This window comes from Pantoea sp. Tr-811 (genome assembly GCF_011752535.1).
In the GTDB taxonomy this organism is placed as follows: Bacteria; Pseudomonadota; Gammaproteobacteria; order Pseudomonadales; family Pseudomonadaceae; genus Aquipseudomonas.
This window is the reverse complement of the sequence record NZ_VWXJ01000003.1, coordinates 248298-270234: the sequence shown is the minus strand read 5'-3', so window position 1 is coordinate 270234 and position 21937 is coordinate 248298. Positions and strand designations below refer to the sequence as shown.

Sequence of the window (21937 nt, the reverse complement as noted above, 5' to 3'; positions counted from 1 at the left end):
CCATGCAAGGCGCAATGATACGTCAGCAGCAACCCGTTACCGGCCGAAGCAAGCCGGTGCCGCGTGGTGCCAGCCGACTGGTGGCCGACGAGCCCGTATCGGCGCGCCTGCCGCGGCCCAGCCTGGGTGGCCTGAAGCGCTTGCTGTGGCCGATCGTGCTGGTGGCAGCCGGCTTTGGCGCCTACGAAGGTGCCATTCGCCTGATGCCCTATGCCGACCGGCCGATCACCAAGATCGACGTGCAGGGCGACCTCAGCTACATCAGCCAGCAGTCGGTGCAGCAGCGCATTGCCCCCTACGTGGCGGCGAGCTTCTTCAGCGTCGACCTGACGGCGATGCGCGCCGAGCTTGAGCAGATGCCGTGGATCGCCCATGCCGAGGTGCGCCGCGTGTGGCCCGATGAGGTGGTAATTCGCCTGGAAGAACAGCTGCCGGTGGCGCGCTGGGGCGACGAGGCCCTGCTCAACAACCAGGGCCAGGCCTTTACCCCGCGCGAGCTGGCCAACTATGAGCACCTGCCGCAGCTGTTCGGGCCGCAGCGTGCCCAGCAACAAGTCATGCAGCAGTATCAGGTATTGAGCCAGATGCTGCGCCCCTTGGGCTTTTCCATCGCTCGCCTGGAGCTGCGCGAGCGAGGCAGCTGGTTCCTGACCACCGGTGCCGGTAGCACCGGGCCGGGCATCGAGCTGCTGCTGGGGCGCGACCATCTGGTGGAGAAGATGCGCCGTTTCATTGCCATTTACGACAAGACGCTCAAAGAGCAGATCACCAATATCGCCCGCATTGATCTGCGTTATTCCAACGGACTTGCCGTTGGTTGGCGGGAACCGATTGCACCGACGACGGCCAAACCCGCCGTTGCGAAGAATTAGAGAGAGGCAGGACCATGGCAAACGCGCATAGCGGCAAAATGATCGTCGGGCTGGACATCGGCACCTCCAAGGTGGTGGCGCTGGTGGGTGAAGTGGGCCAAGACGGCACCCTCGAGATCGTGGGTATCGGCACCCACCCGTCCCGCGGCCTGAAAAAAGGCGTGGTGGTGAACATCGAGTCGACCGTGCAGTCGATCCAGCGCGCGGTGGAAGAGGCCCAGCTGATGGCCGGCTGCCGCATCCACTCGGCGTTCGTCGGCGTGGCCGGCAACCACATCCGCAGCCTGAACTCCCACGGTATCGTCGCGATTCGTGACCGCGAGGTCAGCCTGGCGGACCTGGAGCGTGTGCTCGACGCCGCCCAGGCCGTGGCCATTCCGGCCGACCAGCGCGTGCTGCACACCCTGCCGCAGGACTACGTGATCGACAACCAGGAAGGCGTGCGCGAGCCGCTGGGCATGTCTGGCGTGCGCCTGGAAGCCAAGGTCCACGTGGTTACCTGCGCGGTCAACGCGGCGCAGAACATCGAGAAGTGCGTGCGCCGTTGCGGCCTGGAAATCGACGACATCATCCTTGAACAGCTGGCATCGGCCTACTCGGTGCTGACCGATGACGAGAAAGAGCTGGGCGTGTGCCTGGTGGACATCGGCGGTGGCACCACCGATATCGCCATCTTCACCGAAGGCGCCATCCGCCACACCGCGGTGATCCCGATTGCCGGCGACCAGGTGACCAACGACATCGCCATGGCCCTGCGCACGCCCACCCAGTACGCCGAGGAAATCAAGATCCGCTACGCCTGCGCCCTGGCCAAGCTGGCCGGTGCCGGCGAAACCATCAAGGTGCCAAGCGTGGGCGATCGCCCACCGCGCGAACTGTCGCGCCAGGCCCTGGCCGAAGTGGTGGAGCCGCGTTACGACGAGCTGTTCACCCTGATTCAGGCTGAACTGCGCCGCAGCGGCTACGAGGACCTGGTGCCTGCCGGCATCGTCCTCACCGGCGGCACCGCGAAAATGGAAGGCGCCGTGGAACTGGCCGAGGAAATCTTCCACATGCCGGTACGCCTGGGCGTGCCGCACAGCGTTCGGGGGCTGAGCGACGTGGTGCGCAACCCGATCTATTCCACCGGCGTGGGCTTGCTCACCTACGGCCTGCAGAAGCAGTCCGAGGACTTGCCCCTGACCGGTAACATCAGCAGCAACAGCTATGGCGATGAACCGAAGGCCCCAGTGCTTGAGCGCTTCAAGCGGTGGGTTCAGGGCAACTTCTAAGTTTCAAAGCAGTAGTGGTAGGCGCGACAACTAGAGAACTGTAAGGAGAGGGAAAATGTTCGAGCTCGTAGACAACGTCCCGCAAAGCCCGGTCATCAAAGTGATCGGCGTCGGCGGTGGCGGCGGCAACGCCGTCAACCACATGGTGAAGAGCAGCATCGAAGGCGTCGAGTTCATCTGCGCCAACACCGATGCCCAGGCGCTGAAAAACATTGGCGCACGCACCATCCTGCAACTGGGTACCGGCGTAACCAAAGGGCTGGGTGCCGGTGCCAACCCGGAAGTCGGCCGCCAGGCCGCGCTGGAAGACCGTGAGCGCATCGCCGAGGTGCTGCAGGGCACCAACATGGTGTTCATCACCACCGGCATGGGCGGCGGTACCGGCACCGGTGCGGCGCCGATCATCGCCGAAGTGGCCAAGGAAATGGGCATCCTCACCGTTGCGGTGGTGACCCGTCCGTTCCCGTTCGAAGGCCGCAAGCGCATGCAGATCGCCGATGAAGGCATTCGCATGCTGGCTGAAAGCGTCGACTCGCTGATCACCATCCCCAACGAGAAGCTGCTGACCATCCTGGGCAAGGATGCCAGCCTGCTGTCCGCCTTCGCCAAGGCCGACGATGTACTGGCCGGTGCCGTGCGTGGTATCTCCGATATCATCAAGCGCCCGGGCATGATCAACGTCGACTTCGCCGACGTGCGTACCGTGATGGGTGAAATGGGCATGGCGATGATGGGTACTGGCTGCGCCAGCGGCCCGAACCGCGCCCGTGAAGCCACCGAGGCGGCGATTCGCAACCCACTGCTCGAAGACGTCAACCTGCAGGGCGCCCGCGGCATCCTGGTGAACATCACTGCTGGCCCGGACCTGTCGCTGGGTGAATACTCCGACGTGGGTAGCATCATCGAAGCCTTCGCCTCCGACCACGCGATGGTCAAGGTCGGCACCGTGATCGACCCGGACATGCGCGACGAACTGCACGTGACCGTGGTTGCCACTGGTCTGGGCGCGCGCATCGAAAAACCGGTAAAAGTGGTCGACAACACCCTGCAGACTGCCCAGCAGGTGTACGAGTCTTCCAACCCGGCGCCGGTTCGCCAGGAGCAGCCAGCCGTCAACTACCGCGACCTAGAGCGCCCGACGGTAATGCGCAACCAGGCTCACGCCGGTGCTGCGGCAGCCGCCAAGCTCAACCCACAGGACGACCTGGATTACCTCGACATTCCAGCCTTCCTGCGTCGTCAGGCCGATTGATGGAATTTATCAGGGGTATAAGGGTGATTGGTGTTCAGCAAAGGCCGGGTCTGTTATTATTCCCAGCCTTTGTTGATACCTGTTCGCAATTAGCGCTGAAGCGGCCAATGCCATGATTAGACAACGCACCCTGAAGAATACCATCCGTGCCACCGGCGTCGGCCTGCACTCCGGGGAGAAGGTCTACCTGACCCTCAAGCCTGCGCCTGTCGACACCGGCATCGTCTTCCGTCGCGCCGACCTCGACCCTGTGGTCGAAATCCCGGCGCGCGCGGCCAATGTGGGCGAGACCACCATGTCCACCACGCTGGTCAACGGTGACGTCAAGGTCGATACGGTCGAGCATTTGCTCTCCGCCATGGCGGGCCTGGGCATCGATAACGCCTACGTCGAGCTCTCCGCCTCGGAAGTGCCGATCATGGATGGCAGCGCCGGTCCCTTCGTATTCCTGATTCAGTCTGCCGGCCTGGAAGAACAGGACGCAGCCAAGAAGTTCATCCGCATCCTGCGCGAAGTGACAGTGGTGGAGGGCGACAAGAGCGCCACCTTCCTGCCTTTCGACGGGTTCAAGGTGAGCTTCGAGATCGACTTCGATCACCCGGTCCTCAAGGGCCAGACCCAAAGTGCGGTGGTAGACTTCTCCAGCACTTCCTTCGTCAAGGAAGTCAGCCGCGCCCGTACCTTCGGTTTCATGCGTGACATCGAGTACCTGCGCAAGCACAACCTTGCGCTGGGCGGCAGTGTCGAGAATGCCATCGTGGTCGACGAGACTGGTGTGCTCAACGAAGACGGCCTTCGTTCCGATGACGAATTCGTCAAGCACAAGATCCTCGACGCCATTGGCGACCTTTACCTGCTGGGCAACAGCCTGATCGGCGAGTTCAAGGGCTACAAGTCCGGCCACGCGCTGAACAACCAGCTGCTGCGCAAGCTGATCAAGGAAACCGATGCCTGGGAAGTGGTCACGTTCGAAGATGCCAGCACGGCACCGATCTCGTACATGCGCCCTGTAGCGGCGGTGTAAGTTCGAACACTCTCTAGTTCATTAAGGCCACCTTCGGGTGGCCTTTTTTATTTCAGCCCTTGCCTTTGTTGGCGTGGCTGGCCAGGCGTTCGAGGGCGGCGCGCAGCTTGGGGTCGGCGATACCTTCTGCCGAATCGCGGATGCTCATTGCGGCGTTGCTCGACAGTTCGGTGGTATTGCCGCCGCGCTTGGCCGGCACCAGTGGCGGCTGCACCTTGTACAGGATGCGCTTGAGGTTGCCGAAGGCTTCCAGTTCCTGAAGCTGGCGCAGCAGGCGTTTTTGCTGGTAGCGCAGGCGGGTGGCCCAGTGCCCGTCGGTGACCACCAGCAGCAGCGTGCCGTCACGCCAGGACGCCACATGACAATGTTCGCGCGCAGCCGGCTGCAACTGGCTTTCCAGCAGGCGCTGCAGGTGCTCCAGGCGCTCGGCCTGGTTCAGCAGCAGGCGCAGCGGGCGGTTCTGGCGCAGCAGGGCGGCGGGGGGCTGGGCGGGGGAGGGTTTGAAGGCCATGGCGGTTTGCATGAAGTTACAAGATGGGCAGTCTAACATCTCTGTTGCCTGTGCCGGCCTCTTCGCGGGGCAAGCCCGCTCCTACAGATAGTGCGCGATTCCTGTAGGAGCGGGCTTGTCCCGCGAAGAGGCCAGTGCAAGATACGAGTCATTCTCGCTACGTTTCATCAACCTGAAGGTTGAACTCAGGGAAAATGCCCCTATCTTAGAAAAGCCCCCGCCTAAGCGCTGTGCCAGCATCGTGGCAATCGACCACTTTCCTCACCATCGTTTCCGGGTAGAATGCTCGTTCGCATGCGGCCTCAGGGCTGCACGGGCGACTCATGGGGCCGCCCTCCATCCCTACGTGTGGAAGATCCTGCCGATATGTTTGCGCCTTTGTTAAAAAAACTTTTTGGAAGCAAGAACGAGCGTGAAGTCAAACGCATGCTCAAGACGGTAGCTATCGTCAATGCCTTCGAAGAGAAGATGGTGGCCCTCTCCGACGAGCAACTGCGGGGCAAGACCGCAGAGTTCAAGGAACGCTTGGCCAAAGGCGAGACCCTGGACCAGCTGTTGCCCGAAGCCTTCGCCGTGGCCCGTGAGGCCGGCAAGCGCGTGATGGGCATGCGCCACTTCGACGTGCAGCTGATCGGTGGCATGACCCTTCACGAGGGCATGATCGCAGAAATGCGTACCGGTGAAGGCAAGACCTTGGTCGGTACCCTGGCCGTGTACCTGAACGCACTGTCCGGCAAGGGCGTGCACGTGGTCACGGTGAACGACTACCTGGCCCGCCGTGACGCCAACTGGATGCGCCCGCTGTACGAATTCCTCGGCCTGTCCGTGGGCATCGTCTCGGCCTTCCAGCCGCCTGAAGAAAAGCGCGCTGCCTACGCCGCCGACATCACCTACGGCACCAACAACGAATTCGGTTTCGACTACCTGCGCGACAACATGGCGTTCAGCCAGGAAGAGAAGTTCCAGCGTGAACTCAACTTCGCGGTGATCGACGAAGTCGACTCGATCCTCATCGACGAAGCCCGTACCCCGCTGATCATCTCTGGCCAGGCCGAAGACAGCTCCAAGCTGTACATCGAGATCAACCGCCTGATCCCGCGCCTGACCCAGCACATCGAGGAAGTGGAAGGCCAGGTCACCCAGGAAGGCCACTTCACCATCGACGAGAAGAGCCGCCAGGTCGAGCTCAACGAAGCCGGGCACCAGTTCATCGAGGAAATGCTCACCCAAGCCGGCCTGCTGGCCGAGGGCGAGAGCCTGTACTCGGCGCACAACCTGGGCCTGCTGACCCACGTCTATGCCGGCCTGCGTGCGCACAAGCTGTTCCACCGCAACGTCGAGTACATCGTGCAGGACGGCCAGGTGCTGCTGATCGACGAGCACACCGGCCGTACCATGCCGGGCCGTCGCCTGTCCGAAGGCCTGCACCAGGCCATCGAGGCGAAGGAAAACCTGAACATCCAGGCTGAAAGCCAGACCCTGGCTTCGACCACCTTCCAGAACTACTTCCGCCTTTACACCAAGCTGTCCGGCATGACCGGTACCGCCGACACCGAAGCGTTCGAGTTCCAGTCGATCTACGCCCTGAACGTCATGGTCATTCCGCCGAACAAGCCGCTGGCGCGCAAGGACCACAACGACCTGGTGTACCTGACCGCCGACGAGAAATACGCCGCGATCATTGCCGACATCAAGCAAAGCATGACCCAGGGCCGGCCGATTCTGGTGGGTACCGCCACCATCGAAACCTCCGAGCACATGTCGAACCTGCTGAAGCAGGAAGGCATCGACCACAAGGTACTGAACGCCAAGTACCACGAGAAGGAAGCCGAGATCATCGCCCAGGCCGGTGCCCCGGGCGCGCTGACCATCGCCACCAACATGGCTGGCCGTGGTACCGACATTCTGCTGGGCGGTAACTGGGAAGCCGAAGTGGCCGCCCTGGAAAACCCGACCCCTGAGCAGATCGCCCAGATCAAGGCCGACTGGCAGAAGCGTCACCAGCAGGTGATCGAGGCCGGTGGCCTGCACGTGATCGCCTCCGAGCGCCACGAATCGCGCCGTATCGACAACCAGCTGCGTGGCCGCTCCGGCCGTCAGGGCGACCCGGGTTCGAGCCGTTTCTACCTGTCGCTGGAAGACAGCCTGATGCGCATCTTCGCCTCTGACCGGGTGAAGAACTTCATGAAGGCACTGGGTATGCAGTCCGGTGAGGCCATCGAACACCGCATGGTCACCAACGCCATCGAGAAAGCCCAGCGCAAGGTCGAAGGCCGCAACTTCGACATCCGCAAGCAGCTGCTCGAATACGACGATGTGGCCAACGAACAGCGCAAGGTGATCTACCACATGCGCAACAGCCTGCTGGCGGCCGAGAACATTGGCGACACCATCGCCGAGTTCCGCCAGGAAGTGCTCGATGCCACCATCAGCCAGCACATTCCGCCGCAGTCGCTGCCCGAGCAGTGGGACGTGGCCGGCCTCGAGGCTTCGCTGGCCAGCGATTTTGCCATCAAGCTGCCAATCCAGCAGTGGCTCGACGAGGACGATCACCTCTACGAGGAAACCCTGCGCGAGAAGCTGCTGAGCGAAATCACCACGGCCTACACCGAGAAGGAAGACCAGGCCGGCATCGACGCCCTGCGTACCTTCGAGAAGCAGATTCTGCTGCGCGTGCTGGACGACCTGTGGAAAGACCACCTGTCGACCATGGACCACCTGCGCCACGGTATTCACCTGCGTGGCTATGCGCAGAAGAACCCGAAGCAGGAGTACAAGCGCGAGTCGTTCACCCTGTTCCAGGAACTGCTGGAGTCGATCAAGCGCGACACCATCCGCGTGCTGTCGCACGTTCAGGTACGCCGCGAAGACCCGGCCGAAGAAGAAGCCCGCCTGCGCCGCGAAGCCGAGGAGCTGGCCAGCCGCATGCAGTTCCAGCATGCTGCCGCGCCGGGCCTTGAAAGCGAGCTGAGCGAGGAGGGTGCTGAAGTGGCCGTGGCCGCCGCCCCGGTGCGCAACGACCTGAAACTGGGCCGCAACGAGCCGTGCTGGTGTGGTTCGGGCAAGAAATTCAAGCATTGCCATGGTCAGATCGAGTGATCTGATTCACTCGCTGTAACGTGACACACCGGGGGCCGCTGTGCGGCCCATTCGCGGCACAAGGCCGCTCCTACAGGGAACGCGCCCAGCCGGATGGTTGCGATGCCCTTGTAGGAGCGGCCTTGTGCCGCGAATGGGGCGCGAAGCGGCCCCGCTTTTCCCTCATCATTTCACCGTATTTCTAGGAGCGCTCTAATGGCTGTTGGTCTTGGTCCTTTGCCCACCCTGCACCCGGTTCCGGGTTTTGAACTCGGCATCGCTTCTGCCGGCATCAAGCGCCCTGGGCGCAAGGACGTGGTGGTCATGCGCTGCGCCGAAGGCTCCAGCGTCGCAGGCGTGTTCACCCTCAACGCCTTCTGCGCCGCACCGGTGATCCTCTCCAAGCAGCGTGTACAAGGCACCGTGCGCTACCTGCTGACCAACACCGGTAACGCCAACGCCGGCACCGGCGCACCTGGCCTGGCCGCCGCCGAGCGCACCTGCGCCAAGCTGGCCGAGCTGACCGGCGTGCCAGCCGAGTCGGTACTGCCGTTCTCCACCGGCGTGATCGGTGAGCCGCTGCCGGTCGAGAAGATCGAAGGCGCCCTGCAGGCCGCCCTGGACAACCTGTCGGAAAACCACTGGGCTGAAGCCGCCACCGGCATCATGACCACCGACACCCTGCCCAAGGGTGCCAGCCGCCAGTTCCAGCACGACGGCGTGACCGTTACCGTCACCGGTATCAGCAAAGGCGCGGGCATGATCCGCCCGAACATGGCCACCATGCTCGGCTACATCGCAACCGACGCCAAGGTCGCGCCGGCGGTGCTCAAAGACCTGATGCTCGATGGCGCCAACAAGTCGTTCAACCGCATCACCATCGATGGTGACACCTCCACCAACGACTGCTGCATGCTGATCGCCACCGGCAAGGCCAACCTGCCGGAAGTCACCGAGGCCAGCGGCGCGCTGTTCGAAGCGCTGAAAAAGGCCGTGTTCGAAGTGTGCATGGAAGTGGCCCAGGCCATCGTCCGTGACGGCGAAGGCGCGACCAAGTTCGTCACCGTGCAGGTCAACGGCGGGGGCAACCACCAGGAGTGCCTGGATGTGGGTTACGCCGTGGCCCACTCGCCGCTGATCAAGACCGCGCTGTTCGCTTCCGACCCGAACTGGGGCCGTATCCTGGCCGCCGTTGGCCGTGCGGGTGTGCCTGAGCTGGACGTCAGCCTGATCGATGTGTACCTGGACAGCGTGTGCATCGCCAGCCAAGGCGGGCGCAGCCCGAGCTACACCGAGGAGCAAGGCTCGAAGGTGATGGCGCAGGAAGAAATCACCATCCGTATCGAGCTGGGCCGTGGCCAGTGCAGCGAAACCATCTGGACCACCGACCTGTCCCACGAGTACGTGAAGATCAACGCCGAATACCGTACTTGATGTAACGGTTTTTGGCTTGCGGGCCCTTTCGCGACCTGCGGTCGCTCCTACGGGGGGGTGCGTTGCCCTGTGGCAGCGAGCGTAGGGCGCGATAGGGCTTGCACGCCGAATGCCACCCCAAACCATTTACCACTGGCCGGCCTGGCGGAGCGTGAAGGTTGAAACGGATACATGTTGTAGCAGCAGTCATTCGGGGCACCGATGGCCGCATTCTGATAGCCCGGCGCGCCGACACCCAGCACCAGGGCGGCCTCTGGGAATTCCCGGGTGGCAAGGTGGAGCAGGGCGAGGCCGTCGAAGCGGCCCTGGCCCGTGAGCTGCGCGAGGAGCTGGGTATCGACGTGGTGCGTTCGCGGCCACTGATCAAGGTCAGCCATGACTACCCGGACAAGCAGGTGCTGCTGGAGGTTCGCGAAGTCGACGCCTTTACCGGCGAGCCCCACGGCGCCGAAGGCCAGCCACTGGCCTGGGTGGCCCCGCGGGATTTGCCCCAGTACGAATTCCCCGAGGCCAACAAGCCGATCGTCGCCGCAGCACGCCTGCCCGACCAATACCTGATTACCCCCGATGGTCTGGAAGTGCCGCAACTGCTCAAGGGCATCCAGAAGGCGGTGGCCAATGGCATTCGCCTGATCCAGTTGCGCGCGCCAGACATGTACGACCCCAAGTACCGCGATGTGGCGGTGGACGCGGTGGGCCTGTGCGCCGGCAAGGCGCAGCTGATGCTCAAGGGCCCGCTGGAATGGCTGGGCGACTTCCCGTCGGCCGGCTGGCACCTCACGGCTGCGCAGTTGCGCAAGTACGCAGCCAAGGGGCGGCCATTCCCGCAAGCACGCTGGCTGGCGGCGTCTTGCCACAGTGCCGAGGAGCTGGCGCTGGCTGAGCAGATGGGGGTGGATTTCGTGACCCTGTCGCCGGTGCAGGCAACCCAGACCCACCCTGAGGCCGTGCCGCTGGGCTGGGATGAGGCGCAGCGGTTGATCGCAGGTTTCACCCAGCCCGTCTACCTGCTAGGTGGCGTAGGGCCGGCTGAGCGCGAGCAGGCCTGGGCGGCTGGCGCGCAAGGTGTGGCAGGGATCCGGGCGTTCTGGCCTGAGGCCTAAGCCCCCAGGCCCCAAACCCACGCGCCCCCCCGGTAGGAGCGACCGCAGGTCGCGATGGGCTGCCAAGCAGCCCCATCACGACCTGCACACAACCATCACCCCAAAGGCTTCTGCGCAGGCTGCCACAACACCTCAGCCACCCCCTGGCGCCGCCCAATGATCCGCGCCGCCACAAACAGCAAATCCGAAAGCCGGTTGATATAGGCCAACCCCACCCCCGCCAACGGCTCCAGCGCATTGAGCTGCTGGCAGCGCCGTTCGGCACTGCGCGCCAGGCTGCGGCACACATGGGCCTGGGCCACCAGCGCCGAACCGCTGGGCAGGATGAAGTTCTTCAACGGCCCCAGTTCCTCGTTCCACACATCGATGGCCGCTTCCAGCCGCTCCACCTCGGCCTGGTTCAGCGCCTGGTAGCTGGGCATCGCCAGCTCCCCGCCCAGGTCGAACAGCCGGTGCTGGCAGGGCGCAAGCACGTTACCCACCTCATCCAGCCCCTGTTCCCCCAGCCCCGCGAGCAGCAGGCCAAGTTGGCTGTTGAGGCTGTCGACCTCGCCGATCGCCTCGATTCGCGGGTGGTCCTTGGGCACCCGGCGCCCATCGCCCAGGCCGGTTTCGCCCTGGTCGCCGGTGCGGGTGTAGATTTTCGACAGGCGATAGCCCATGTCATGCCTCCGTTTTGGTCGCCGTCGTCGCCGGCTGGCCGAGGGGCAGGCGCAGGGTGAAGCAGGTGCCCTGGCCGGGCGTGGACTGCACTTCCATCTGCCCCTTGTGGTTATTGGTGATGATGAAGTAGGAAACCGACAGCCCAAGCCCGGTGCCCTGGCCGATCTCCTTGGTGGTGAAGAATGGCTCGAAGGTACGCTTGCGCACGGCCTCGGGCATGCCGACGCCGTTGTCCTCCACCTGGATTTCCGCCCACGGTGGGTTGAGCCGGGTGCGCAGGGTAATGCGCCCCGGCTCGCTGGGCTGGGGGCGCAGGTGAATGGCCTGGGCGGCGTTCTTCAGCAGGTTGAGCAGCACCTGCTCCAGCTCGTTGGCCGTGCCTGGCACCGGCCCCAGGTTGGGGTCGAACTGGCGCACGATGGCCTGGCCCTTGAAGTCGAAGCCGATGGTCAGGTCGAAGTCGTTGCCGGCAATTTCCACGGCCTGGTCGATCAGTGCCGGCAGGTCGCAGGGTGCCAGTTGGCGGTTGCTCAGGCGGCTGAAACTGAGCATGTGGGTGACGATTTTCGCGGCCCGCGCCCCGGCCTGCTGGATGCCATCGAGCAGCTGCGGCACCTCGCGGCTGGCCAGGTAACGGTTGACGCTGGTGAGGTCGATGCCCTGCTCGCCGGCCTGTTCCTGGTTGCGCGGCAGTTCCGGGGACAGGCGCCGGCGGATGTTCTGCACGTTGTGCAGAATCGCCCCCAGTGGGTTGTTGATTTCGTGGGCCATGCCGGCTGCCAGGCCGCCGACCGAGAGCATCTTTTCCGACTGCACCATCATCTCTTCCAGCGACAGGCGCTGGGTGATGTCGTCGATCCGAATGACCACGCCGCGCCCGCCACCGCCCATCAACGGGTAGAAGGTCAGGGCGTAGTGGCGCGAGTCGTCCGCCTTGGGCCAGGTGACCCGCTCGATCTTCGCCACCCGGTGCTTTTCCACGGTTTCCTTGAGCTGGGGCAGGAACGGCTTGAGCGGTTCGAAGGCGATGAAGATCGGCTGGTTCAGCGCCTCGTCCAGGGGCGTGCCGGAGAGTACCGTGGCCTCGTGGTTCCACTGGGTGACGTAGAGTTGTTCGTCGAGGGCAATCAGCGCCGAGGGCATCGAGTCGATGATGCTGTTGAGGTAGTTCTGAAAACCCGTGAGCTTTTTCTCGATCTTGCTGCGAACCTGAACTTCCAGCTCCAGCTTGCGGTTGGTGTGGCGGGTTTCCTCGGCCAGGCCCTGGGCCTGGTCGTAGGCGTCCTGGAACTCGTCACGGGTGCGCTTGAGCTGCTGCTCGCGGGCCTCGATACGCGACAGCATGGTGTTGAAGGCCTCGGCCAGGCTGCCGATTTCGTCGTCGTTGCCCCGCTGCGCGCGCAGGGCATAGCTTTCCTCGCGGGTTACCTGGCGGCTGAGTTCTTCGAGCTGATTGATCGGCTGGGTAATCAGGCGCTTGATCTGCCGGGCGATGACGATCCACAGCAGGATGCTGAACACCAGGATTGCCAGGCTGGCGCTGAGGGTGCCGGTGTAGAAGGCCGTGGGCAGCTCGCTGCTGGCCACCAGCAGCAGGTGCGCTGGCGGGCTGGCCTCGCGGGGCAGGCGGATCAGCTGGGTGCTGCGAAACTCCATCAGGCGCCAGCCGTCGATGTTGCGGTAGCGCTTGGGCAGGGCCAGCGGCTCGCCGTGCTGCAACTGCGCCAGCAGGCGCCCGTCGCCGCCGTAGAGGGCCGCCGCGCGCAGTGGCGTGTAGCTGCCCAGTTCCTGGAGCAGGGCGGTGGCGTTTTCTTCCGAGTCGCCGGCACGCGCCGACAGCTGTGGGTTGGCCACCAGCCGGCCAATGGTCTGCAGGGCCTGCGGCGCCATGCTTTCCTGGGTGATCCAGTAGGCGGCGCTGATGAAGGTCAGGTTGGCCACCAGCAGAATGGTCACCAGCAGCACCAGCAGGGCTGCCAGCAGCTTCTGCCCGACCGGGAGGTTTTCCAGGCGTTGGCGCAAGGTCATGGGCTGGGTGATGTCCTTATGGGTTGACGTCAGGCGCTGGGCAAACCGCGCGCCCGCAGGTTATCGACCAGGCGCTGGTGCAGGTGTTCCAGCTGGGGCAGCGCCATGCCGTGGCGGGCAGCGGCGCGGCAGGCATGGCCCAGCAGGTAGTGCACCTCGGTGCGCCGGCCGGCGCGAACGTCCTGGTACATGGAAGAGTAGTTGGCCGCGGTGGCCAGTATCACCCGTTGCACGTCTTCGGCAAGGTCGATTGCCGCCTCGGGCTGGCCACAACGCTGCAGCAGGCCGGCCAGCTCCACACTCAGCGCCTCCACTTCACCCAGATGGCCGAGCAGCCCGCCGTTCTGGCAGTCGTGCAGCACGGTCAGCGGGTTGATCGCGCAGTTCAGCGCCAGCTTGCGCCACAGGCGGGTGAGGATGTCGACGGTCCATTCGCTGGGGATGCCGGCGTCCTGCAGGTCGCCGAACCAGTCGGGCACGGCCGGGTTGGCAGGGTCGCCCAGCCAGGTGAAGCCCTGGCCGGCAAAGCGCACCTGAAAGTCGCCCTCGCGAAAGGCGCCTTCGGTGCTGGAGGCAAAGATGCAGCGGGCCAGGGGCACCTGCTCGGCCACTTCGTCCTGGCTGCCCAGGCCGTTTTGCAGCAGCACGATCGTCGCGCCATCGGCCAGGCGTGGGGCGAGGCGGGCGATGGCGGGCGCGGCGTCGTAGGCCTTGCAGGCCACCAGCACGCGGTGGATCGGCCCGCCGGCCTCGGCGGTTTCCGCGGGAATGGCGTAATGCCGCGGTTGTTCCTGTTCGACCAGGGTCAGGCCACCGGCCTGCTGATAGGCCTGCAGGCGCGCTGCATCACGCAGGATCAGGCGCACCGCCTTGCCCGCACGGGCCAGGCGGCAGGCCCAGAGGGTGCCGAGGCTGCCGGCGCCGAGAATATGCCAGGTGCTGCTCATCTGCGTTTCGCAACCCGTTATAATGAGCCCGCATTTTAACCCGCTAACACCGACGCGCTCCATGTTCAGACTGAGCGCGCTTTTATTTTATGGAGAACAACCATGCCTTCGTTCGACGTGGTATCGGAACTGGACAAGCACGAAGTGCAGAACGCGGTCGACAACGCCATCAAGGACCTCGACCGCCGCTACGACCTCAAGGGCAAGGGCAGCTTCGAGTTCAAGGACAAGGAGCAGACCGTGGTACTGACCGCCGAGGAAGAGTTCCAACTCGAAGCGATGCTGGAAATCCTGCGCCTGGCCCTGGTCAAGCGCAAGATCGACGTGAAATGCCTGGAAACCAAGGACCCGTATGCCTCGGGCAAGGAAAAGAAGCAGGAAGCCAAGTTCCGCGAAGGTATCGACAAGGACCTGGCCAAGAAGATCGTCGCCACCATCAAGGATGGCAAGCTCAAGGTCCAGGCCGCCATCCAGGGCGAGCAGGTGCGCGTCACCGGCAAGAAGCGTGACGACCTGCAGGAAGCCATCGCCCTGCTGCGCACCAAGGAGTTCGACATGCCAATCCAGTTCAACAACTTCCGCGACTGATCGCCGGGTTGTCTGGAACCCCGATGGCCCAATGATGTCCATGGGGGCCATGGCCGCTGAAATACCGGCGGCCTGCTTCACAGTGCATGTGCCGTTCGGCATCAGGAGATGACTATGGATTTGAACGCTGAAGTGGATCAGCTGGTCCGCCAATCGCAGACCTGGATCCCCTTGATCATGGAATACGGCAGCCGCCTGCTGCTGGCGTTGCTGACCCTGGCGGTCGGCTGGTGGATCATCAACAGGGTCAGCGCCCGCCTGGGCAAACTGGTTGGCCTGCGCAATGCCGACCTGGCACTGCAGGGGTTCATCAGCACCCTGTCGAACATCGTGCTGAAGGTGCTGCTGTTCGTCAGCGTGGCGTCGATGATCGGTATCGAAACCACCTCGTTCGTCGCCGCCATCGGTGCCGCGGGCCTGGCCATCGGCCTGGCCTTGCAGGGGAGCCTGGCGAACTTCGCCGGTGGCGTGCTGATTCTGATGTTCCGCCCGTTCCGCATTGGTGACTGGATCGAGGCGCAGGGCGTGTCTGGTACTGTCGACAGCATCCAGATTTTCCACACCGTGCTGCGCACCGGTGACAACAAGACGGTCATCATGCCCAACGGCAGCCTGTCCAACGGCATCATCACCAACACCAACCGCCAGCCGACGCGCAAGGTGGTGTTCGATGTGGGCGTGGACTACGAGGCCGACCTGCAGAAGGCCCGCCAGGTGTTGCTGAGCTTGGCCCAGGACCCGCGTGTGCTGGCCGAGCCAGCGCCGCAGGCGGTGGTTTCGACCCTGGGCGACAGCTCGATCACCGTGTCGCTGCGCCTGTGGACCAAGACCTCCGACTACTGGGATGTGATGTTCATGCTCAACGAGCATGCCCGTGACCGGTTGAAGGCCGAAGGCATCGACATTCCCTTTCCGCAGCGGGTGATTCGCGTGGTGCAGGAGACGGCCGCGCAGTAAGTTTTCGTTGAAGCCGGGGCCGCGTGCGGCCCTTCGCGGGGCAAGCCCGCCCCTACAGGGCGCGCTTGCCCCGGTTTTTTTTGCGTCCCTTACACTTGTTCACAGCAAACCCCCACCATTTCTGGCATATAGCCTGACCCCCTCTGCCTGCACCTGATACGCCATCATGAAACCACTCCTGTACATCACCCCCCTGCGGGCCCTGTTGTTTGGCCTGACCCTGGCCCTGTTCGAACTGCTCACCTACCTGGCCAGCGACGCCGTGATGCCGGCCATGCCGGTGGTGGTCGAGCACCTGAACGCCAGCCCCGAATACATCCCCCATGCGCTGAACCTCTACCTGCTCGGTGGCGTGGTGCTGCAATGGCTGATCGGCCCGCTGGCCGACCGCTATGGCCGCCGGCCATTGTTGCTGGCAGGCTGCGCGTTCTTTGGCGTGGCCTGCCTGGCCACCTACTGGGTGCAGGACATCGGCCTGTTCAACCTGCTGCGCCTGTTGCAGGGCATTGGCCTGGGCTTCGTGGTGACCGTGAGCTACCCGGCGCTCAACGAGGCCTTCAGCGAGGCTGACGCGGTGCGCATGATGGCACTGCTGGCCAATATCGCCTTGCTCTCGCCGTTGCTCGGCCCGCTGATCGGCACCCTGATGCTGCAGTGGCTGGACTGGCGCTGGCTGTTCGTGGCCTTCGCTATCGGCGCGGTGCTGTGCTGGGTGTTGCTGCACCGCTTGATGCCCGAAACCCTGGGGGTGGAGCGCCGTGACGGCTCGCGCCTGGCGTTCACGCCGATCCACCTGCTGCCGCTTCTGGCCGGTTATGGCCAGTTGCTCGGCAACCGCAAATTCGTTGCCGGCAGCGCTGCGCTGGGCCTGGTGGGCTTGCCGTTGATTGCCTGGATCGGCCTGTCGCCGGTGCTGTTGATCCACGACGAGGGGTTGAGCACGATGGCCTATGCGCTGTGGCAGTTGCCGGTGTTTGGTGGGTTGATCCTGGGTAACCTGGTTATCAACCGCATTGCCGACCGCTATCCGTTGCCGGCGTTGGTACGCGGCGCACTGGGGCCGTATCTGGCCGGGCTGTGCCTGATGGTGCTGGCGACCTGGTGGTGGCCGTCGGTGACCAGCGTGGTGGCGGGCATGACGCTGTATGCCCTGGGGCTGGGGGTGGCCAATGCCGTGCTGTACCGCATGACGCTGTTCGCCAGCGAGCAGAGCAAGGGGTTGGTGTCGGCGATGTTGGGGATGATCACCATTGCCCTGCTGGGGCTGGGTGGGGCGTTGCTGGCGATGATCGGGGCGGGGGAGAGCTTGCTGCACTTTGCCCTGGCCGCCGGTGTGGCCGGAGTGATGGCGCTGTGGCCGTTGTGGTTTGTGGTGGGGCGGCCGGCTTCACCTGTGGTTGCGGGGTAATCGCAATCGCCTGTGCGGGCCTCTTCGCGGGGCAAGCCCGCTCCTACAAGGACCGCACACCATTTGAGGTTTGTGCGGTCCTTGTAGGAGCGGGCTTGCCCCGCGAAGAGGCCGCTACAGGCTAAAAAGCACTGTCAGGGCTGTTCGGCCGCCGGGTTCTCAACCGGCACGGGCTTGCCCTTTCCCGCTTCCTGGCGCCAGTGCAAGGCAATCAGGATCAAGGTCGGCACACCCAGCAACGCCGTAATCAGGAAGAAGTCGTGGTAGCCGTACTTCTCCACCATCACCCCCGAATACCCGCCGATCAGCCGTGGCAGCAACAGCATGATCGAACTTAGCAGCGCATATTGCGTGGCCGAGAACTTCAGGTTGGTCAGGCTCGACAGGTAGGCGACGAACGCCGAGGTGGCCAGGCCCGAGCTGAAGTTGTCGAGCGAGATGGTCACCACCAGCATTTCCAGGTTCGGGCCCATGTCCGACAGCATCAGGAACAGCAGGTTGGTGGCCGCCGAGGCAACCCCGCCGATGAACAGGATCGGCAGGATGCCGAAGCGCACGATCAACAGGCCGCCCACACCCGCGCCGACCAGGGTCATGACCAGGCCGAAGATCTTGCTGACGCTGGCGATTTCGTCCTTGGTGAAGCCCATGTCGATGTAGAACACGTTGGCCATCACCCCCATGACCGTGTCGGACATGCGGTAGGTGGCGATCAGCCCAAGCAGCAGCAGGGCCTGCCAGCGGTAACGGGCGATGAAGTCGTTTACCGGCGTCAACACCGGCGCGAGGCCGCGCCGGCCCATGCCCGACAAGCAGGCCCAGGTCAGCAGCACGTAGAGGATCAGGCGCAGGAAGGCGCGGTCTTCGAGCAGCAGGTCGAGCGGCGTGGCATCGCCGGAAATCACGCTGGACCAGCCGGTGTTGAACATCTGGGTGAAGCTTGCCGGCACCGATACCAGCAGGATGATCAGCACAAACACCGAGGCCATCTGGTGCATCAGGCCGTAGCGCGCAGCCGACAGCTGGGTGCGCATCGGCACCGGTGGCTCACGCATCACCAGGGTGGTGAACAGCGCCGGCAGCATCATCACGCCAAACAGCACGTAGGTGCCGGCCCAGGCCTTGTGCAGGTAGCTGAAACCGGTGGAGCCGAACCATTCGGCGAAGAACAGCGCGCCGGCGGTGGCGAGCAGGGCGGCCACCCGGTAGCCGGCCATGTAGCTGGCGGCCAGGGCGGCCTGGCGCTGGTCATCGGCAATTTCCAGGCGGTAGGCATCGACGGCGATGTCCTGGGTGGCCGAGGCGAACGCCACCAGCACGGCCAGGGCGATCAGCCACGACAGGTGCTGTTGCGGGTCGCACAGGCTCATGCCGACCAGGCCGATCACCACCAGCGATTGCGACAGCAGCAGCCACGAACGCCGCCGCCCCAGGCCGCCGAGCAAGGGCAGGCGCCACTGGTCGAGCAGCGGCGACCAGACCCACTTGAAGGCATAGGCCAGGCCGATGAGGCTGGCGTAGCCGATGGTTTCACGGGCAACACCCGCTTCGCGCAGCCACACCGAGAGGGTTGAAAACACCAGCATGTAGGGCAGGCCGGCGGCGAAGCCGAGCAGCAGGAGTACCAGGGTTGACGGACTGGCATAGGCGGCAAGGGCAGCGCGCCAGGTTTTACGGGGCATGGGCCAACATCTGCCTCAAAGTTTGCGAAAACAAAGCGCGCACTCTAACCGCTGTGCTCCATTGGGCGCCAGCCATGGCGCGTCATATCCACACGATTATTGGCTACATTCACACCCTCCGCACGCAGCCTGGCCCGTTGTTCATCACCCGATGGCGTGCCCAGCGCCAGGCTCAGCCGGCCGCCAGCGCCCAGCACGCGGTGCCAGGGCAGACGGGTATCGGTTGGCAGTTGCCCGAGGGTGCGCCCAACCCAGCGCGCCGCCCGCCCGAGCCCGGCCAGTTCGGCAAGCTGGCCGTAGCTCACCACCTTGCCTTCGGGCACCTGGCCCAGCACTGAATACAGCGCCGTTCGTCGGGCCTCGGGCGAGTCCAGGGCATGCGCATACGGCTCAGACATCAGGGCAGCCCTGGCCTGGGATGAAACCGGACGAATGGTCGCGGCAAATGAGAGTTGAACTCAATGGCATGGTCCTGGGTCTGTGCTTGCTCTGGTAGCGGGTATCTGGATAATGCCCGGCTTTTTCGTCAAATCGAACCCGTAACGTGCTTATGTATTCTAGATCCTTGCTGTGCCTGATGACTGCTTCGCTGTTTGCCGCCCCGGCCCTGGCCGACACCGTGTGGATGAAGAACGGTGACCGCCTGAGCGGCAAGATCCGGGTCTTCGACGGCGGCAAGCTGTTGTTGGAAACCCCGTACGGCGGGTCGATCTCGCTGGACTGGAAGCAGGTCAAGACCCTGGAAAGCGACCAGGAACTGCTGGTCAAGCAGGATGCCTACACCGGCGAAAAAGCCAAGTCGCTCAAGGCCGCCGAGCCGGGCAAGGTGACCCTGGCCAATGGCGATGCGCCGAAAACCGTTGACCTGGCCAGTGTCCAGCAGATTATGAAGCCCAAGCCGCTGGTGGAGGACTTCATCTGGAAGGGCAATGTCGATGTGGCGATGGACTACAAGCGCGCCGAAACCGACAGCGACGACTACGACGTCAGCTTCAAGACCACCGCCCGCCACGGGCGCTGGCGGCACAATGCCGAAGGCGAGTACAACCGCGAAACCAAGGACGACGTCACCACCACCGACAACTGGAGTGCCGAGTACGCACTGGACCGCTTCATCACCGAGAAGTGGTTCTGGCAGGGGCGCCTTGAGTACAAGAGCGACCGCATCGAAGACCTGGCGCGCCAGCGCACGGTCGGTACCGGCCCTGGCTACCAGTTCTGGGATGATGAACTGGGCGCGTTCTCCCTGGGTTCGCTGATCAACCGCACCGACTTCGAGTACCAGGACGGGTCCAAGGACAACTTCTATTCCGCCGCGGTGAAGTGGGACTACACCCGCTACCTGATCGGCAAGAACGTGCAGCTGTTCACCAATGGCGAGTTCGCCAAGCCACTGGGTGGCGCGGCAGACTACTCGCTGGATGCCGAGGTGGGGCTGCGCTACAAGGTCACCGAGTGGGCATCGCTTAACCTCAAGGCCGAGAAAGACATCATCAGCGGCACCCGGGACAGTGACCTGGACAAGACCCGCTATACCGCGGGCTTCGGTGTGACCTGGTAATCGCTGGGGGCGCGTTGCGCCCCTATCGCGACGTCTCGTCGCTCCTACGGGGGGAGGGCGCGCGATCTGCAGGGGTGGGATTTACCGTAGGAGCGACGGCACGTCGCGATGGGCTGCAACGCAGCCCCTCTGGCACTCCCAGGTGATAATGCTTATCGTGTCACCCATCCAGCCCGCCATCAGGAGCCGCCCCCAGTGAGTACCAACGCCATCCGCCCCGCCCGGGAACTGCTGCTCAAGGAGTACCGCGGCGTGCTCTCTACCCATTCCAAGTCCATGCCCGGTTTCCCGTTCGGCTCGGTGGTGCCTTATTGCCTGGACGCCGAGGGCAACCCGCTGATTCTCATCAGCCGCATCGCCCAGCACACCCACAACCTGCAGAAAGACCCCAAGTGCTCGTTGCTGGTAGGCGAGCGCGAGGCCGAGGACGTGCAGGCGGTTGGCCGCCTGACGCTGATGGCCGAAGCCCACAAGCTGGTCGATGAGGCCGCCATCGAGGCCGCCGCCGAACGCTACTATCGCTATTTCCCCGACGCCGCCAATTACCACAAGGCCCACGACTTCGACTTCTGGGTGCTGCAACCGGTGCGTCACCGCTACATCGGCGGCTTCGGTGCCATCCACTGGCTCGACCAGGTAACCCTGGCCAACCCGTTCGCGGGCAAGGCCGAGGCCAGCATGATCGAGCACATGAACAGCGACCACGCCAATGCCATCGCTCACTATGTAGAGCTGAGCGACCTGCCACGCAGCGCAGCGGCGCACATGGTGGGTATCGACAGCGAGGGCATGCACCTGCGCATCGGCCAAGGCATCTACTGGCTGCCATTCCCAAGCCCTTGCAACACGCCGACACAAGTGCGCGAAGCCTTGGTTTTGCTGGCCCGCGCCGACCAATGGCCGACCGCGACGCACGTCGAGGCTTGAAAAGCTGCGTTCACGCATCCATCTGTAGGTCTTACAGGAAGGGTCTCTTCCGACGAGGAATGCTTTGATGCGTGCTTTTCTATTGCTGTTTCTACTGTTCCCGGTGCTGGAGCTGTTCGTCTTCGTGAAGGTCAGCGCGGCCATCGGTTTCTTCCCGGCGCTGCTGCTGATCATCGCCGGCTCCGCCCTGGGCGTGCTGGTGATTCGCGTGGCCGGCCTTGCCACCGCCCTGCGTGCCCGTGAAAGCCTGCAGCGCGGTGAGTTGCCCGCCGAGGACATGTTCCAGGGCCTGATGCTGGCGGTGGGTGGCGGCCTGTTGCTGCTGCCGGGCTTCATCAGCGACGTGCTGGGCCTGCTGTGCCTGCTGCCGTTCAGCCGCCACCTGGCTGCGCGCAAGATGCGCGAGCGCGCCGAGGCCCAGGCCATGCGCCAGCGTGCGTTCCAGGACGACCCGTTCCAGGCGCAGCCGCGAGACGGTGGCCACCGGCCGAACGTGATCGAAGGCGAGTACGAGCGCCGCGACAAACAGTGACACCCACAACCCCCGGGGCCGCATCAGCGGCCCCGGTGTTTTTCAGCCTGCTGAAAATTTTTGCATGGCAAGCCTTGTAATTGATTATGGCGGCCTCAT

At 64.1% G+C, this 21937-nt stretch carries 19 protein-coding genes; 13 read left to right on the top strand and 6 right to left on the bottom strand.

Annotated elements, in window-relative coordinates:
- The first annotated feature begins 2 nt into the window (after window positions 1–2).
- The 4 genes from F3J44_RS06175 to lpxC all read left to right on the top strand — a co-directional run bounded on the left by F3J44_RS06175 (window position 3) and on the right by lpxC (window position 4419).
- Window positions 3–872 (top strand): cell division protein FtsQ/DivIB, encoded by an 870-nt coding sequence (locus F3J44_RS06175; RefSeq protein ID WP_167061427.1) that lies wholly within the window; start codon window positions 3–5, stop codon window positions 870–872.
- Between the two features lie 14 nt (window positions 873–886).
- Window positions 887–2143: a cell division protein FtsA gene (gene ftsA, locus F3J44_RS06170; protein WP_167061430.1), complete on the top strand. Its 1257-nt coding sequence runs from the start codon at window positions 887–889 to the stop codon at window positions 2141–2143.
- A 55-nt stretch (window positions 2144–2198) separates the two neighbouring features.
- Window positions 2199–3395 carry a cell division protein FtsZ gene (ftsZ, locus tag F3J44_RS06165; RefSeq protein ID WP_027917991.1) on the top strand — a complete coding sequence of 399 codons (1197 nt, stop codon included), beginning with the start codon at window positions 2199–2201 and terminating at the stop codon, window positions 3393–3395.
- 112 nt (window positions 3396–3507) lie between these two features.
- The gene (lpxC, locus tag F3J44_RS06160) at window positions 3508–4419 is read left to right on the top strand and encodes a UDP-3-O-acyl-N-acetylglucosamine deacetylase (RefSeq protein ID WP_167061433.1); all 912 of its coding nucleotides are present in this window, start codon (window positions 3508–3510) and stop codon (window positions 4417–4419) included.
- A 52-nt stretch (window positions 4420–4471) separates the two neighbouring features.
- Here lpxC and F3J44_RS06155 read toward each other — a convergent pair whose 3' ends face one another.
- Entirely contained in the window at window positions 4472–4930 is a 459-nt protein-coding gene (locus F3J44_RS06155; protein ID WP_167061436.1) for a DUF721 domain-containing protein, read from the bottom strand.
- Window positions 4931–5296: 366 nt separating this feature from the next.
- Between F3J44_RS06155 and secA the strand changes: the two genes are divergently transcribed.
- From secA to F3J44_RS06140, 3 genes are all read left to right on the top strand, one after another.
- A complete protein-coding gene (gene secA, locus F3J44_RS06150) occupies window positions 5297–8029 on the top strand; it encodes a preprotein translocase subunit SecA (protein WP_167061439.1) in 2733 nt (910 codons plus the stop codon).
- Window positions 8030–8224: 195 nt separating this feature from the next.
- The gene (gene argJ / locus F3J44_RS06145; protein WP_167061442.1) at window positions 8225–9442 is read left to right on the top strand and encodes a bifunctional glutamate N-acetyltransferase/amino-acid acetyltransferase ArgJ; all 1218 of its coding nucleotides are present in this window, start codon (window positions 8225–8227) and stop codon (window positions 9440–9442) included.
- Window positions 9443–9600: 158 nt separating this feature from the next.
- Window positions 9601–10545: a Nudix family hydrolase gene (locus F3J44_RS06140; RefSeq protein WP_167271183.1), complete on the top strand. Its 945-nt coding sequence runs from the start codon at window positions 9601–9603 to the stop codon at window positions 10543–10545.
- Window positions 10546–10640: 95 nt separating this feature from the next.
- On the opposite strand, the gene F3J44_RS06135 is transcribed toward F3J44_RS06140, so the two are convergent.
- The 3 genes from F3J44_RS06135 to F3J44_RS06125 are packed head-to-tail and all read right to left on the bottom strand — an operon-like array spanning window position 10641 to window position 14183.
- Window positions 10641–11207 (bottom strand): cob(I)yrinic acid a,c-diamide adenosyltransferase, encoded by a 567-nt coding sequence (locus tag F3J44_RS06135; RefSeq protein WP_167271180.1) that lies wholly within the window; start codon window positions 11205–11207, stop codon window positions 10641–10643.
- Between the two features lies 1 nt (window position 11208).
- Window positions 11209–13236 carry an ATP-binding protein gene (locus F3J44_RS06130; protein WP_167271178.1) on the bottom strand — a complete coding sequence of 676 codons (2028 nt, stop codon included), beginning with the start codon at window positions 13234–13236 and terminating at the stop codon, window positions 11209–11211.
- A 29-nt stretch (window positions 13237–13265) separates the two neighbouring features.
- Entirely contained in the window at window positions 13266–14183 is a 918-nt protein-coding gene (locus F3J44_RS06125) for a putative 2-dehydropantoate 2-reductase (RefSeq protein ID WP_167271176.1), read from the bottom strand.
- A gap of 102 nt (window positions 14184–14285) precedes the next feature.
- Between F3J44_RS06125 and F3J44_RS06120 the strand changes: the two genes are divergently transcribed.
- The 3 genes from F3J44_RS06120 to F3J44_RS06110 all read left to right on the top strand — a co-directional run bounded on the left by F3J44_RS06120 (window position 14286) and on the right by F3J44_RS06110 (window position 17136).
- On the top strand, window positions 14286–14771 hold the full coding sequence (locus F3J44_RS06120) for a YajQ family cyclic di-GMP-binding protein (protein WP_167061457.1): 486 nt from the start codon (window positions 14286–14288) through the stop codon (window positions 14769–14771).
- A 114-nt stretch (window positions 14772–14885) separates the two neighbouring features.
- A complete protein-coding gene (locus tag F3J44_RS06115) occupies window positions 14886–15728 on the top strand; it encodes a mechanosensitive ion channel family protein (RefSeq protein ID WP_167061460.1) in 843 nt (280 codons plus the stop codon).
- Between the two features lie 166 nt (window positions 15729–15894).
- The gene (locus F3J44_RS06110) at window positions 15895–17136 is read left to right on the top strand and encodes an MFS transporter (RefSeq protein WP_167271174.1); all 1242 of its coding nucleotides are present in this window, start codon (window positions 15895–15897) and stop codon (window positions 17134–17136) included.
- A gap of 134 nt (window positions 17137–17270) precedes the next feature.
- Here F3J44_RS06110 and F3J44_RS06105 read toward each other — a convergent pair whose 3' ends face one another.
- Window positions 17271–18818 (bottom strand): AmpG family muropeptide MFS transporter, encoded by a 1548-nt coding sequence (locus F3J44_RS06105; protein WP_167061466.1) that lies wholly within the window; start codon window positions 18816–18818, stop codon window positions 17271–17273.
- Window positions 18819–18862: 44 nt separating this feature from the next.
- The gene (locus F3J44_RS06100; protein WP_167271172.1) at window positions 18863–19216 is read right to left on the bottom strand and encodes an MGMT family protein; all 354 of its coding nucleotides are present in this window, start codon (window positions 19214–19216) and stop codon (window positions 18863–18865) included.
- Between the two features lie 179 nt (window positions 19217–19395).
- Here F3J44_RS06100 and F3J44_RS06095 point away from each other — a divergent pair, with 179 nt between their 5' ends.
- From F3J44_RS06095 to F3J44_RS06085, 3 genes are all read left to right on the top strand, one after another.
- Entirely contained in the window at window positions 19396–20379 is a 984-nt protein-coding gene (locus tag F3J44_RS06095; protein WP_205299712.1) for a DUF481 domain-containing protein, read from the top strand.
- A 195-nt stretch (window positions 20380–20574) separates the two neighbouring features.
- Window positions 20575–21306 carry a HugZ family protein gene (locus F3J44_RS06090; RefSeq protein WP_167061475.1) on the top strand — a complete coding sequence of 244 codons (732 nt, stop codon included), beginning with the start codon at window positions 20575–20577 and terminating at the stop codon, window positions 21304–21306.
- A 67-nt stretch (window positions 21307–21373) separates the two neighbouring features.
- Entirely contained in the window at window positions 21374–21838 is a 465-nt protein-coding gene (locus F3J44_RS06085) for an FxsA family protein (protein ID WP_167061478.1), read from the top strand.
- Window positions 21839–21937 lie beyond the last annotated feature (99 nt).

Bases quoted from the DNA above. Each gene is read 5' to 3' on its own strand.
- secA (WP_167061439.1), top strand. From the start codon at position 5,297: ATGTTTGCGCCTTTGTTAAAAAAACTTTTTGGAAGCAAGAACGAGCGT.
- ftsA (WP_167061430.1), top strand. From the start codon at position 887: ATGGCAAACGCGCATAGCGGCAAAATGATCGTCGGGCTGGACATCGGC.
- F3J44_RS06130 (WP_167271178.1), bottom strand. From the start codon at position 13,236: ATGACCTTGCGCCAACGCCTGGAAAACCTCCCGGTCGGGCAGAAGCTG.
- F3J44_RS06125 (WP_167271176.1), bottom strand. From the start codon at position 14,183: ATGAGCAGCACCTGGCATATTCTCGGCGCCGGCAGCCTCGGCACCCTC.
- ftsZ (WP_027917991.1), top strand. From the start codon at position 2,199: ATGTTCGAGCTCGTAGACAACGTCCCGCAAAGCCCGGTCATCAAAGTG.
- F3J44_RS06155 (WP_167061436.1), bottom strand. From the start codon at position 4,930: ATGGCCTTCAAACCCTCCCCCGCCCAGCCCCCCGCCGCCCTGCTGCGC.
- F3J44_RS06115 (WP_167061460.1), top strand. From the start codon at position 14,886: ATGGATTTGAACGCTGAAGTGGATCAGCTGGTCCGCCAATCGCAGACC.
- F3J44_RS06135 (WP_167271180.1), bottom strand. From the start codon at position 11,207: ATGGGCTATCGCCTGTCGAAAATCTACACCCGCACCGGCGACCAGGGC.
- F3J44_RS06105 (WP_167061466.1), bottom strand. From the start codon at position 18,818: ATGCCCCGTAAAACCTGGCGCGCTGCCCTTGCCGCCTATGCCAGTCCG.
- argJ (WP_167061442.1), top strand. From the start codon at position 8,225: ATGGCTGTTGGTCTTGGTCCTTTGCCCACCCTGCACCCGGTTCCGGGT.
- F3J44_RS06175 (WP_167061427.1), top strand. From the start codon at position 3: ATGCAAGGCGCAATGATACGTCAGCAGCAACCCGTTACCGGCCGAAGC.
- F3J44_RS06120 (WP_167061457.1), top strand. From the start codon at position 14,286: ATGCCTTCGTTCGACGTGGTATCGGAACTGGACAAGCACGAAGTGCAG.
- F3J44_RS06085 (WP_167061478.1), top strand. From the start codon at position 21,374: ATGCGTGCTTTTCTATTGCTGTTTCTACTGTTCCCGGTGCTGGAGCTG.
- F3J44_RS06095 (WP_205299712.1), top strand. From the start codon at position 19,396: ATGACTGCTTCGCTGTTTGCCGCCCCGGCCCTGGCCGACACCGTGTGG.
- lpxC (WP_167061433.1), top strand. From the start codon at position 3,508: ATGATTAGACAACGCACCCTGAAGAATACCATCCGTGCCACCGGCGTC.
- F3J44_RS06110 (WP_167271174.1), top strand. From the start codon at position 15,895: ATGAAACCACTCCTGTACATCACCCCCCTGCGGGCCCTGTTGTTTGGC.
- F3J44_RS06100 (WP_167271172.1), bottom strand. From the start codon at position 19,216: ATGTCTGAGCCGTATGCGCATGCCCTGGACTCGCCCGAGGCCCGACGA.